This is a genomic window from Mesorhizobium sp. CAU 1741 (genome assembly GCF_039839275.1).
Lineage (GTDB): Bacteria > Pseudomonadota > Alphaproteobacteria > Rhizobiales > Rhizobiaceae > Aerobium.
This window is the reverse complement of sequence record NZ_JBDOQP010000002.1, coordinates 788,115-801,315: the sequence shown is the minus strand read 5'-3', so window position 1 is coordinate 801,315 and position 13,201 is coordinate 788,115. Positions and strand designations below refer to the sequence as shown.

Below are 13,201 nucleotides of genomic sequence, written 5' to 3'. Positions count from 1 at the left end.
TCAGATCTCCATTTGGTCCATCGCTGTGTTGGGGCGCATAGCCCCGTTCGGCCGCGCGCTTTTTGAGGCTGTCAGTCGCCTGAAATGGTTGATCGTCCTCATCAGGCCGCGTCTCAGTTCCACCTTGGGCTGCCAGTCCAAGAGGTCCGCAGCGCGCGCGATCTCCGGCCGGCGCTGGCGCGGATCGTCGGTGGGAAGCGGACGGTGGACGATCCTTGAAGGCGAGCCCACCATCTCCACGACGAGTTCGGCCAGTCCGGTGATGGTGAACTCTTCCGGGTTGCCGAGATTGACCGGCCCGGTCGTGTCATGGCCGGTGTGCATCATGCGCACCAGGCCATCGACGAGGTCGTCGACATAGCAGAACGAGCGCGTCTGGCTGCCGTCGCCATAGACGGTGATGTCCTTGCCTTCGAGTGCCTGCATGATGAAGTTGGAGACCACGCGCCCGTCATCCGGATGCATGCGCGGCCCATAGGTATTGAAGATGCGCACCACCTTGATCGAAAGATCGTGCTGGCGGCGATAGTCGAAGAACAGGGTTTCGGCGCATCTCTTGCCTTCGTCGTAACTGGAGCGGGGGCCGACCGGATTGACGTTGCCCCAGTAGTCCTCGACCTGCGGATGCACGGCGGGGTCGCCATAGACTTCGGAGGTTGATGCCTGCAGGATCGGCGCGCGCAGCCGCTTGGCCAGTCCCAGCATGTTGAGCGCGCCGATCACACTTGTCTTGGTGGTGTGGATGGGATCGTGCTGATAGTGCACCGGAGAAGCCGGGCAGGCGAGATTGTAGATCGCGTCCACCTCGACACTCAGCGGCAGCGTGATGTCGTGGCGAAGGATGTCGAAGCCGGGCCGCCCGATAAGGTGAGCGACGTTGTCGCGCCGGCCCGTAAAGAAATTGTCGACGCAAAGCACGTCGGCGCCGTCATCCAGCAGCCGCTCGCACAGATGCGAGCCGATGAAGCCGGCGCCGCCGGTGACCAGGATACGCTTGGCGTTGGAACTCATTACGCTTCACCACCGTGCCGGACTGGACGTCAACGGTCCCGGCGGCACGCCCGGAACCGTGCGGAAAATCTATTCCGCCGCTTGCATTATCTGCCCCGCCTGCACCCGGTCCTGCCGGCCTATCGACGTGTAAAGAAAGCCGTGTTCCGCAAGCTGGTCCGCGTCGTAGATGTTGCGTAGGTCGACCAGGATGCGGCTCTTCATCATCGCGCCGAGGCGCGGGAAATCGAGCGCGCGAAACTCGCTCCACTCGGTCACGATCACCAGCGCATCGGCGCCGTCCGCGATCGAATAGGCGTCAAGGCCATATTCGACGTTGGAGAGCAGGCGCGCGGCGGTGGCCATGCCTTCGGGATCATACGCCGTGATCGACGCGCCCTGCTTCTGCAGCGCGTCGATGATCGCCAGCGACGGTGATTCACGCATGTCGTCTGTGTCGGGCTTGAAGGTGAGGCCGAGCACGGCGACCTTCTTGTTCTTGACGCTGCCGCCGCATGCGGTCACGACCTTGCGCGCCATTGCCTGCTTGCGCGCGGCATTCGCCTCCACCGTCGTGTCGATCAGCGACACCGGTACCCCGTGGTCGCGCGCTGCCTTGACGAGGGCCAGCGTGTCCTTTGGAAAACAGGAGCCGCCATAGCCGGGGCCGGCATTGAGGAATTTCGGCCCGATGCGCTGGTCAAGCCCGATGCCGCGCGCGACATCCGGCACTTCGGCCCCGAGCGCCTCGCACAGATCCGCCACTTCGTTGATGAACGTGATCTTCATCGCCAGGAACGCGTTGCTGGCATATTTGATGAGCTCGGAGGTACGACGCGTGACGTTGAGGATCGGCACGGAGCCGCCCAGCGGCTGGTAGATCGCGGCCATCACCGCGCGGGCCCGCGCGTCCTCGGTGCCGATCACGATCCGGTCGGGTTGCATGAAGTCATGGATGGCCATGCCTTCCCGCAGGAATTCGGGGTTCGACACCACCGCGAAATCGCCGCCCCTGCTGCTGCGCGCGATGATCTGTTCGACCTCGTCGCCCGTGCCCACCGGGACGGTGGACTTGGTGACGACGACCGTGAAGCCGCGCATCGCAGTGCCGATGGTTTCAGCCGCGCGGTACACATAAGACAGGTCGGCGGAACCGTCCTGCGGCCGCGAAGGCGTCCCGACCGCAATGAAGACCACGTCGGCCGCCGCCACCGCATCCTCTATGGCGGTCGAGAAGGAAAGCCGGCCGCTGGCGGCGTTGCTTGCCACCAGTTGCTCGAGCCCGGGCTCGAAGATCGGGATGCGGCCAGCGCGCAACTGAGCGATCTTGCCGGCGTCGAGGTCCACGCATGTCACGCGGTGGCCGAAATCCGCAAGGCATGCTCCGCTGACAAGGCCGACATAGCCGGAGCCGAGTACGGCAATATGCATCATCTCAACTCCATCAGTTCGGGGCTTCGCAGCCGCTCGAGGTCGAAGATCGGCCGCGATTCGGGCCGGAATCCGGGTTCGGATCGCGATGATTCGACCACAACTGGATGTCAGTGATTTGAAGGTTCCCCCTGAAACCCGCTCAGCCCCCTGAGCCACGTAAGAATTCGTTGACGAACGTTCGCGCCACTATCCGTGCGTCAAGCGCGAGCGTGAAATTCTGGATGTAGGCGATGTCGTGCTCGACACGCCGCCGGGCCATCTCGGGATCGCAGGTTGGCCCGCGCAGGCCATGCGCCTGTGCCCAGCCGGTGATGCCGGGTTTCATGGCCAGACGCGCCTCGTAGAAGGGCACCAGGTCCTGATAGCGTTGGCCGGCCGCCATCAAGCCGGCAGGATGAGGCCGCGGTCCGACGAGAGACATTTCTCCCTTGAGCACGTTTACGAGCTGAGGCAGCTCATCGAGACTTGTGCGGCGCAGGAAGCGGCCCAGCGGCGTGACCCGCGGGTCGTTTCGTGACATCTGGCAGAGGCCGGCCTCGTCGCAATGCTCGCTGTAGACCGACCTGAACTTGAGGATCTCGATCGGGTGGCCTCCAAGGCCCTCGCGCCGTTGCCGGAATATTGCTCCGCCGGCGCTGGTACCCCGGATTGCCAGGCCGATGGCGACCAAGAATGGCAGCGCGAGCAGAAGCACCGCTAGGCTGATGACGATGTCCGCGATGCGTTTGATCGCAAGCCGCCAGTTTCGCCACCGCGTCATGCGCGGCGAGATGGGTCCGCCTCCGGAGAACCACAAAGCAATCCCCGATTGATCCACCTCCTCTACCTGATGGCGGTGCTGCGGCGGCTCGGAAGGGCAGGCGAGCGGCGTGAAGCTTCCAGCTCCATGGATATCCGATAGGTAACTCATACTCAGCCCTGCGCCCTGTAATCACATAATATATACAAACATAAAATTTCAACCGCGTCACTATATAATGCAACTGTCGTCATTCAAAAAGACGTAGAATACAGAAAAGCGAATATATTTATCTCAATGAGCGGATTTATATTATCAAGTAATGGGTATTCGCCGCGTAGGCCGATGGCCACCCGGTGGGCAGATCATTCCTGCAATGGCGTGCGTCAGGCTGGCGCGTTCCTTTCGCCTCCCGCATAGCCCCTTCTGTAGCCGCTCAAACCAATCTTTTGTCCATTGAGGGTGGCAACCACCTTGGTTGACGCCCCAATCATCAACGCCAACTGGTCGAGTGCGTGGACAACCGCGCGTTGTGGCGTTCGTGCCCACCGAACCACGAAGACGATCGCGTCAGCATGACGCGCGAGATACATGCCGTCGACCACGGGCTCGATCGGCGGCGCATCGATGACCACATAGTCGAAGCTCGCGCGCGCCGACGCGATGATCTGGCTGAACGATCGCGTCGCAAACAGTTGATCAGTCGGAATATCGGCATGGCGCCCCCCGACGATCGACGTCAGGTCCGATCTTGGATCGGCCACGAGAATTCGCGACAGGTCGCTATCTGCCACCCTTCCCGTCAGCACGTCGACGAGACCGGTGGAGTCCTTCACGGCGAGGTGGCTGTGCAAAGCGGGCTTGCGCAGGTCGCAGTCGAGCAGGATCACGCTGCGGCCCGACAGCGCGTAGGCCCTGGCCAGTGAAAGCGCGACGGTGGTCTTGCCTTCTTCCGGCAGCGCTGAGGTCACCATGACGACCTTGCCGCACGTTTGATGAGCCGAGCGTTGCTGCTCGTCTGCGTTCAACGCCGTATCGACGGCCGCCCTCAGCCGCCGTACCCCCTCGCAGAAGCCCGAAAACGGAGCGGCGACGTAAGCATCGGCGAGTGTGGAGAACCCGCGTCGTTTCGGTTCATTCGGCAACACGGCACCGACGCGGCGCTTGGCGACCGAGGCAAGCTGGCCCACGGTGGTGAAGCCGCCGACATAGTTTTCGCGCAGAAATGCCGCGCCGACGCCGATCCCGCATGCGGCGAAGCCGGCGAGCGTGGCGATGAGGGGCAGGCTTGGAAAGCTCGGCTGCGCCGCAGCCGTTGCCTCAGAGACTATCCGGCTGTCGGGCACCTGCAGGACCGCCTCCGCTTCGAGGGTCAGTCGGCGGGAAAGCAAGGTCTCGAGGTGACGCTTCGCATTGGCCGCGGTCTCGCGCGCCGCATGGAGATCCGCGAGCATGGGCGGTGGAAGATCGATATTGGCGAACGCCGCAGCGAAACTTTCTTGCGCAATCGCGAGCCGGCTGTCGATGTCCCCGACTTCGTCGCGAAGGCTAGCCGTCATGATCATGCCGGTCGCGTCGGCGGCCGTCCCTCCGAACCGTCCCGGCACGGGTTCGCGGACGGAAAACGAGTTCCGGTCAGCGCTGACGTCGCGACGTGAAAGAGAGTTGGAAATCTCAGCCTTCCGCTCTCTCAGCGCGGCGATCTCGTCACGCAAGGCCGTCAACTGCGCGTTGCCGGCAGATCCCACGGCGCGATTCATATGGTCCGCCACGTAGCGCGAGAGCGCCGTCTCCGCCTCCACCAGGTTGGTTCTGGCATGCATAATCCGCGCCTCGATGGCACTGCGCTCCAAACGCGTTGCATCGATCTTGGCTTGAACCTCCAGCGCGATATGCGCGCGCGCGATCGCGTCGGCAAGGTCCGCCGACTTGCGGGCATCCTCGGACCGGACGGTAACTGCCACCAGATTGGTCAGTCCGCGACGTCGGACCGAAACCTTTTCGCGAAAATTGTCGAGCACATCGGCCAATTCCTGCTGGCTGCCCGATTCGATCGGCGGACGACGCGCCAGCAGACTGCCGATCCGGTCCGCCAGTCCGATCCTGGACCCGAACTCGCCGTCGCTCGCCAGGTCACGGTCTCGGATCACCTTCAGCAGCACCCTGTCGGAACGCATGATCTCCACGTCGCTGCCGACGCGGGCGTTGTCCGCAGACGCATCCATGCCCCGCAGCGCGGGGTCGAGAAGACTTTTCCTGTTAGGGTCGACGAGAACCAGCGTCGCCGCACTGTAGAGCGGAGTTGTCAGGAAGAGGCCGACAGCAACAAGACCGATCACGGCGATGATCGTTGAAACGATCAGCTTGATCTGACGAAGAAGAAAATTCAGCGACCCGTGCAGATCAAAAGGCTGCGGGGCAATATCGTGTTCCAACGCGTTCTGCACGCCAACACTGTTTCGATGGTGCGAAACAGAACGATGGCCTTCGCCGCTGATAACACTCATGACACATACGCTTGTCTGATAACGAGACAGTCATAGTGAGTTAATAGATTGTTAATGGCAAGAGTAACTTTATCGAGAATACATTCGTTTGTTAGAGAGAATAAATGTACAAGGAAAGGCGGATTATATTAGAGATTACTAATCGCGGGATCAGGGCCAATATAGCCTTTAATCAGCATCAGTTACGTCAATTTGCTGTTCCTGTCAGACCACAAGTCGCGCGCCAGTCTTCGTGCTTGATCGAAATCGGAATCTCGCGGGCCACAAATCATCAGTGCGAGTGCCGCCGTGGCGATCACGGTTTCCAGTGCGTAGTCGTCGCGGACCCGGCCGTCCCACAATCCCAGACAATATTCGGCCGCAGTGAAGCCGCTGCGCGCCTTGCTCGAGAGCCGTGGCAAAACCGGACGAACTGAAAGTTCCTTTGTGTGCCCCGCTTCGAGCAGCGCCAGCGGCATCGCCCGAAACGGCGTCGCCTGGGCGACGTCGCGGTTGCTGCCGACAGCCAGCAGTCCCGGCCAGCCGAGTGCGGCGGCGGCGTCGCGCTGCAGTGTGCGCCCGGCGGCAGATGGCACCCCCACGATCGTTCGCGGTGCCGCCAGCGGATTGAGCAGTTGAACGACCATGTTCAGCGGCGAGCGCATTTCGAACAGGCGATAAAGCGACATCAGGGCCTGTAGCTGCTGATCCGCCGCCGACAACGGCATGTAGGCGATGCCGCCGCCCCGCAAGGTGGTCGCTGCCTCGTCGACAGACAGGCAAAGCGGGATACCAGTGGCGTCCAGCGCTTCATGAAGCGGGCCGAGTCCGCGCCCGAAACCATGCAGGAGTACGCGGTGCCCGGCGCGCGCAACGAGCAGCGCGGCCAGCAGGAACCATGGGGGATTGGTATTGCGCGGCGAGAGGTAGGCCGGCCAGTCCAGATCAGCGGCAGGAGAGCTGGTGCCGATAGCAATGAAATTACGCCGTGCCGCGCTTGCCATGCCAGCCAGTTCGTTGGCTGTGACCCCACGATATTGCATCGCCACCAAAAGCGCACCGATCTGGATCGGATCTGCCTCGCCTTCGAGCACGATACCAACGGCATCCTGCGCTTCGTCCTGGGTAAGCGGCCGCGTCTGCCCGACGCCGGCGCCGATGGTGGCTATGTAGCGCGCCAGCCTTTGCTTCGGCTCGGCGGCGCCGTCGATGCCTGCGAGCCTGCGCACGATGACACCATGGTCGGGTTGACCCTCGATCAGCGGGGTCGGCTTCATGGCCAGTGGCGCGTGCTGCACGAGCGGCGGCTTGAGCCCTGAACCGCCAGCGCGCCGCTCGCGCTCCTGCACGGCCTTGGGATGGACGAGTTCGGCTGCTTCGGCCGCCAGTGCCCGCACGCGCGGCCGCAACGTCTCGGCAAAGGGCGTCGGCACCAGCTTGCGGCCGGTCCGGGTCACGAGGTCGTCGTCATAAAGCGCGCGTAGTTGCGAAAGCAGCCGGCTCATCGCTGGCACGCCCATGTCCAGCGCACGCGCGGCCGCTGTCACGCTTCCTTCGACGAGCAGGGCATCAAGGGCCACGAGCAACCGCAACCGGCCCAACGGCGACGTGGGCAACTCGACATCCATCCGGCCGCCTCCGCTCGCTTGTTGCATTTTACTGAACTTGGAATCGCTCTGAAACATAGGTCTTGCCCGCATTGGCGGACATTAATAGGAGTTTGCCAGTCAAGTTTAAAGCGGTGGCGGGGTTCAAATGATCACTTATCCTTCAATCGATCGCGGTCGTCTCGGCGCCATGCGGCGGGCACTCATTCTCGGAACCTGTTTCAGCGGGCTTCTGGCGACGGCGGCCCAGGCGCAGGACGCCGGCTACGAAGCGTCCGCAGCCGATATCACCCAGTTGCAGACCCTGGTCGTAACCGCGTCTTCGATCGCGACCGATGTGCGCGACGCCCCCGCGAGCGTGTCCGTCATCGATCAGACGAGTCTCGAGCAAAAGGCGATCGCCGATCTATCCGAGGCGATTCGCACGGCGCCTGGCGTCAGTGTCGGCTTCGGCAGCGACGGCACGCGGGGCATCAGCATTCGCGGGCTCGGCGACGGCTATACGTTGATCCTCATCGACGGCAAGCGCGTTAACGCCGGCCTGTCGATGCTGCGCCACTACAATGGCGACCTCGACTGGGTCCCGATTGAAGCAATCGAGCGCATAGAGGTGGTGCGTGGGCCGATGTCGACGCTGTACGGGTCGGATGCGCTGGGTGGCGTCATCAACATCATCACCAAGAAGGGTGGCGAAGTGTGGTCCGGTTCGGTCACAACGGAGCTTCTGATACCGGAGAGCGGTGCGACCGGTGGCACGCAACGCCTCAACGGCTTCGTCAGCGGCCCGATCATCAAGGACGTGCTGTCCTTCACCGGTTTCGGCAACATCTCACGCAAGGCCGCAGACGATCCGGTGCTGGCCGGCGACATCCAGTCACCGCGCGGCAGTGACGATTTCGATCTGAACGGCCGTTTCACCTGGACACCGAGCGCCGATCACGTCTTCGACCTCGATCTCGCCCATGGCCGCGAACGGTACGAACCGTTCGAGGAAGAGACCGAGCGCACGATCAAGCGCTCGACGGCCTCCCTGCGCCATGTCGGCGAATGGGACATCGGCACCTCCACCGTGACGGCCTTCATGGAGGACGTGATGAACGAATACGAAATCCTGGATCGAGGCGGCGCCTATCTTGGCGACGGCATCACGCTGCGCAACTACGCGCTCGACGGCAAGATCGCGATGCCGATCGACATGATGTTCTCTCAGGACCTGACGCTTGGCGGCGAAATACGCCACGAAGAGCTGAACGATCCGGCGAATCTCGGCAAGCCCAACACCGTTACCGGCGAGACCGGATCGCCGATCGCCAACAGCCTGACGGCGGCCCTGTTCGTCGAGGACCAGATCCACGTCACCGATCGGCTCAAGCTCACGGGCGGTCTGCGCTACGACTACCATGACGAGTTCGGCTCGCATTTCAGTCCCAAGGCCTACCTCAACTACGACCTGACCGACGCCGTTACCTTCAAGGCGGGCTGGGCAAGGGCGTTCAAGGCGCCGAACCTGCGCCAGCTCAACCCCAACTGGGTGACTACGTCGCGTGGGCGCGGCTGCGGAGCGGTGGGCGGGCCTTGCGAAATGGTCGGCAATCCGGATCTGCAGCCCGAGACGAGCGACAGCTTCGAGGCCGGCTTCATCTATGATGATGGTGCATGGCACGGCGGGCTGACCTATTTCTACAACGTCATCGAAGACAAGATCACCTCGGCGCGCGTCGCCTCGCTCATCACCGAGGACGGCACGAAATATGTCCAGCAGGTCAATGTCGACCGCGCGCGCAGCCAGGGTGTCGAGGGCTTCCTCACAGTGCCCGTCCATTCCGACGTGACGTGGACGAACTCGTTCACCTATCTCATCGAGTCGAAGAACCTCGAGACAGGCATGCCGCTTTCGGCCGATCCCGAGGTCTCGCTGCACACCAATGTCGCCTGGCAGGCCACCGACAAGCTCATTCTCAGCACCACGCTCAACTATTACGGCAAGCAGGTCGACTACGTGCTGACACCGGAGACGTTGACGGCGCAGAACGTTTCGCCCTACTTCGTTGTCGACATCGCCGCGAAGTACGATTTCAACGACAGCTTCTCGGCCAAGTTCGGCGTCAACAACGTCTTCGACAGCCAGCCGAAGGCAGAATCGAACTTCAAGGAAAATGGCAGGACCTACTTCCTGTCAGCCACCGCGAGGTTCTGAAATCAAACGCATGCCGCAAGCCTGACGCCAGCGGCCTCTGCCTCAAACACCGTACGGAACCAGAACGATGAGCATCAAGAGCTTGCTGTCCGCATTCGGGCTTGCGCTTTTCCTTTCCGCTCCCGGCCACGCCATGACGGTCACCCATGCGCAGGGTGAAACGGAAATCGACGGCATCCCCGAGACAGTGCTGGTCTACGACCTCGCCGTCGTCGACACGCTGGACGCGCTGGGTGTGGAAGTGGATGGCATCCCGGCCATCAACCTTCCCGCCTACCTGGAAAAATACCGCGACGCCGACCTGCCCCCGATAGGCTCCCTCTTCGAGCCTGATTTCGAGGCTGTGGCCGCGATGGCGCCCGATCTCGTCATCGTCGGCGGGCGCTCGTCGCCCAAATATGCCGAACTCGCGGCAATCGCGCCGACCATCGACCTGTCGATCGACCGCGGCGACTTCGTTGCCAGCGCGAAGAAGAACGCCGAGACCCTCGGCAGCATCTTCGGCAAGGAGGCCGAAGCGGAGGCCGCGGTCGCCGAACTCGATGCTGCAGTGGCAAAGCTGCGCGAGGCGTCAGAAGGCGCCGGCACGGTGCTCGTCATCCTGACGACCGGCGGCCGCATGAGCGCGCATGGTCCCGGCTCGCGCTTCGGCGTCGTCTACGACGAGTATGGCTTCACCCCCGCTGTCGAGCAGCTCGACACGGGGCTTCATGGCCAGTCGATCTCCAACGAGTTCATTCTCGAGACCAATCCCGACTGGTTGTTCGTGGTCGACCGCGATGCCGCGATCGGCCGCGAGGGTCAGGCTGCCAACCAGATGCTCGACAACGAACTGGTTCGCCAGACGACCGCGTGGACGAACGACCAGGTCGTCTATCTCGATCCGGTGAGCTGGTACATCGTCGGTGGAGGGCTGACTGCGATGAAGACCAGCATCGAGCAGCTCACCGAGGCGGTTTCGCAAGACTGACTTCTTCTCTAATCGGGAAGACAGAGCCGGTCGTCATGGCCGGCCTTGCCATGTCCGGGGACGCCCATTGACCTTCGATCCGCGCGCCAGCCTTTTGCCAGCCATCGCCGTGCTGCTGATGCTCGCGGTGGCGAGCCTGTTCTTCGGCGTCAGCGATGTTTCGCTTTCGGCGCTCTGGTCGGAAGGGGCGGATGGAAGGACGGCGCAGATCCTGCTGGTCAGCAGGCTGCCGCGCACGCTGGCGCTGGTCCTGGCCGGCGCGGGCATGGCGGTGGCAGGCCTGGTGATGCAGATGCTCGTGCGCAATCGTTTCGTCGAGCCATCGACGGTCGGCACCATGGAGGCAGCCAGCTTCGGCATGCTGCTGATAGCGCTGTTCGCGCCCGATCTGCCCGTCATCGGCAAGATGCTTGTCGCCTCGCTTTTCGCGCTCGCCGGTACGGCACTGTTCCTGCAACTCCTGCGCGCCGTGCCGCTGCGTTCCATCGTGATGGTGCCGCTCATCGGCATCCTGCTGTCGGGCGTCATTGGCGCAGTAACCACCTTCTTTGCCTATCGCTACGATCTGCTCCAGTCGCTCAACGCCTGGACGACGGGTGACTTCTCGATCGTGCTGCGTGGACGCTACGAGCTGCTGTGGATTTCCGGCGTGATGGTGCTGGCCACCTACTTCGTGGCGGACCGCCTCACCGTGGCAGGCCTGGGCAAGGACTTCGCCACCAATCTCGGCGTCAATCACCGGCGCGTCGTCGCACTCGGCCTCGTCATCGTGTCGCTCGTCAGCGCGGCCGTGTTGGTCTCTGTCGGCGTCATCCCGTTCCTCGGTCTGATCGTGCCGAACGTGGTGAGCCTCGTCGCGGGCGACAATGTGCGCCGCACGCTTCCCCTGGTCGCGTTGCTCGGCGCCGGGCTGGTGCTGGCCTGTGACATTGTCGGCCGCATCGTGATCTACCCGTACGAACTGCCGATCGGAGCGACGATGGGCGTGATCGGCAGCGCCTGCTTCCTCTATCTCTTGCTGCGGAGCAGGGCCCGTGTCGCCTGAAGCTCGCCGCCGCCGAGTCACACTCGCCTTCGCGCTTCTCCTGGCCGCGACTGCCGTTGCTGTCGTCGCCTTCATGACGCTGGGCGCGCGCGGCAACTGGAGCTTCGTCCTGCCGTTTCGCGGCGTGAAGCTCGCCGGCCTCGTCATCGTCGCGGTGGCGATCGCGATCTCGACGGTGATGTTCCAGACCATCACCAACAACCGCATCCTGACGCCCGCCATCATGGGCTTCGACGCGCTCTACGCGCTCATCCAGACCGTGCTGGTCTTCACCCTTGGAGCGATCCGGGTGTCCGCCATGGATCCTCGCGTGATCTTTGCCGTGGAAACCGGCCTGATGCTGGTCTTCGCCGGCCTGCTCTATCGCTGGCTGTTCTCGGCGACGGTGCGCAGCCTGCACCTTCTGCTGCTCGTGGGCATCGTCTTCGGCGTCTTTTTTCGTTCGATCTCTGGCTTTCTCCAGCGCATTATCGATCCGTCCGAATTCCTCATCCTGCAGGACCGGATGTTTGCGAGCTTCAACGGCATCGACCAGTCGCTGCTTCTCATTGCCACGGTCATCGTGCTGGCCTGCGGCGCAGCCGTCTGGCGCATGCTGCCGGTGCTCGACGTGCTGGCACTCGGCCGCGATCACGCCATCGCATTGGGAGTGGACCATCAGCGAGCCGTATCCGTCACCCTTGTGCTGGTCACGCTTCTGGTTGCGGTTTCCACCGCGCTGGTCGGGCCGGTCGCGTTCTTCGGGCTGCTGGTCGCCAACCTCGCCTATCTGCTGTTGCCGACCGCGCGCCACGCCGTGCTGCTGCCGGCCGCCGCCCTGGTCGCGATGATTTTCCTCATCGCCGGGCAGACGATCCTCGAACGCGTCTTCGCCTTCGACACCGCGCTGTCCGTCGTCATCGAGTTCATCGGGGGCGTTGTGTTCATCCTTCTCGTCATCCGTGGAGCCGCACGTTGATCGAAGTCGAATCCCTGTCGAAATCCTACGGTGAAACGGTGGTGCTCGACGCCGTATCCATCGAAATAGCGCGATCCGGCGTCACCGCGATCATCGGGCCAAACGGTGCGGGCAAGTCGACGCTGCTGTCGATCATCGGGCGCGTGCTCAAGGCCGATGGCGGGCGGGTCTCCGTCGACGGGCTCGACCTTGCGCATACCGCCGGAGACGTCATCGCACGCCGCCTGTCATTCCTGCGCCAGGACAATCACATGACGGCGCGCCTGACAGTGCGCGATCTCGTTACCTTCGGCCGGTTCCCCTATTCCAAAGGTCGCTATACCCCGGACGACAAGGTCCATGTCGACCTTGCGATCGACTATCTCGACCTTGGCAACCTCGCCGACAGGTTCCTCGACGAATTGTCCGGCGGCCAGCGCCAGCGCGCCTTCATCGCCATGGTGCTGTGCCAGGACACCGACTATGTGCTGCTTGACGAGCCGCTGAACAATCTCGACATCAAGCACGCCAATGCGATCATGCGGTTGGTCCGCGATGCGTCCACCGATCTCGGCAAGACCATCGTCGTCGTGCTGCACGACATCAACATGGCCGCCGCTCATTGCGACCGGCTGCTGGTGATGAAAGACGGCCGCGTCATGCAGCACGGCACAGCGGAAGACGTCATGAAACCCGACCTGCTGAGCGCGATCTACGAGGTCGACGTGTCGGTGCACCCCATCGCCGGCCGGCTCGTCGCCGTCTACTGAGTTATGACATCTTTCCGGCGAATCCG

At 63.0% G+C, this 13,201-nt stretch carries 10 protein-coding genes; 5 read left to right on the top strand and 5 right to left on the bottom strand.

All coding sequences use genetic code 11. The features are described from left to right. The 5 genes from AAFN84_RS10665 to AAFN84_RS10645 all read right to left on the bottom strand — a co-directional run bounded on the left by AAFN84_RS10665 (position 1) and on the right by AAFN84_RS10645 (position 7,277). Complete coding sequence (locus AAFN84_RS10665; protein WP_347514528.1) at positions 1–1,011, bottom strand: UDP-glucuronic acid decarboxylase family protein; 1,011 nt, start codon at positions 1,009–1,011, stop codon at positions 1–3. A gap of 69 nt (positions 1,012–1,080) precedes the next feature. After that, a complete protein-coding gene (locus AAFN84_RS10660) occupies positions 1,081–2,421 on the bottom strand; it encodes a UDP-glucose/GDP-mannose dehydrogenase family protein (protein ID WP_347515107.1) in 1,341 nt (446 codons plus the stop codon). Positions 2,422–2,563: 142 nt separating this feature from the next. Then, a complete protein-coding gene (locus AAFN84_RS10655; protein ID WP_347514527.1) occupies positions 2,564–3,334 on the bottom strand; it encodes a sugar transferase in 771 nt (256 codons plus the stop codon). A 215-nt stretch (positions 3,335–3,549) separates the two neighbouring features. Next, positions 3,550–5,598 (bottom strand): Wzz/FepE/Etk N-terminal domain-containing protein, encoded by a 2,049-nt coding sequence (locus AAFN84_RS10650; RefSeq protein ID WP_347514526.1) that lies wholly within the window; start codon positions 5,596–5,598, stop codon positions 3,550–3,552. A 254-nt stretch (positions 5,599–5,852) separates the two neighbouring features. Next, positions 5,853–7,277 carry a glycosyl transferase family protein gene (locus AAFN84_RS10645; protein WP_347514525.1) on the bottom strand — a complete coding sequence of 475 codons (1,425 nt, stop codon included), beginning with the start codon at positions 7,275–7,277 and terminating at the stop codon, positions 5,853–5,855. A 127-nt stretch (positions 7,278–7,404) separates the two neighbouring features. Between AAFN84_RS10645 and AAFN84_RS10640 the strand changes: the two genes are divergently transcribed. From AAFN84_RS10640 to AAFN84_RS10620, 5 genes are all read left to right on the top strand, one after another. Continuing rightward, positions 7,405–9,453: a TonB-dependent receptor gene (locus AAFN84_RS10640; protein ID WP_347514524.1), complete on the top strand. Its 2,049-nt coding sequence runs from the start codon at positions 7,405–7,407 to the stop codon at positions 9,451–9,453. 67 nt (positions 9,454–9,520) lie between these two features. Then, complete coding sequence (locus tag AAFN84_RS10635) at positions 9,521–10,423, top strand: siderophore ABC transporter substrate-binding protein (RefSeq protein WP_347514523.1); 903 nt, start codon at positions 9,521–9,523, stop codon at positions 10,421–10,423. Between the two features lie 118 nt (positions 10,424–10,541). Then, a complete protein-coding gene (locus tag AAFN84_RS10630; protein WP_347515106.1) occupies positions 10,542–11,468 on the top strand; it encodes an ABC transporter permease in 927 nt (308 codons plus the stop codon). 40 nt (positions 11,469–11,508) lie between these two features. After that, entirely contained in the window at positions 11,509–12,426 is a 918-nt protein-coding gene (locus AAFN84_RS10625; protein WP_347515105.1) for an iron chelate uptake ABC transporter family permease subunit, read from the top strand. Further along, complete coding sequence (locus tag AAFN84_RS10620; RefSeq protein WP_347514522.1) at positions 12,423–13,175, top strand: ATP-binding cassette domain-containing protein; 753 nt, start codon at positions 12,423–12,425, stop codon at positions 13,173–13,175. The genes AAFN84_RS10625 and AAFN84_RS10620 overlap by 4 nt, the downstream gene beginning before the upstream one ends. Positions 13,176–13,201 lie beyond the last annotated feature (26 nt).

Coding starts and splice junctions, on each gene's coding strand:
- AAFN84_RS10655 (WP_347514527.1), bottom strand. CDS start 3,334: ATGAGTTACCTATCGGATATCCATGGAGCTGGAAGCTTCACGCCGCTC.
- AAFN84_RS10640 (WP_347514524.1), top strand. CDS start 7,405: ATGATCACTTATCCTTCAATCGATCGCGGTCGTCTCGGCGCCATGCGG.
- AAFN84_RS10660 (WP_347515107.1), bottom strand. CDS start 2,421: ATGCATATTGCCGTACTCGGCTCCGGCTATGTCGGCCTTGTCAGCGGA.
- AAFN84_RS10645 (WP_347514525.1), bottom strand. CDS start 7,277: ATGGATGTCGAGTTGCCCACGTCGCCGTTGGGCCGGTTGCGGTTGCTC.
- AAFN84_RS10635 (WP_347514523.1), top strand. CDS start 9,521: ATGAGCATCAAGAGCTTGCTGTCCGCATTCGGGCTTGCGCTTTTCCTT.
- AAFN84_RS10665 (WP_347514528.1), bottom strand. CDS start 1,011: ATGAGTTCCAACGCCAAGCGTATCCTGGTCACCGGCGGCGCCGGCTTC.
- AAFN84_RS10630 (WP_347515106.1), top strand. CDS start 10,542: ATGCTCGCGGTGGCGAGCCTGTTCTTCGGCGTCAGCGATGTTTCGCTT.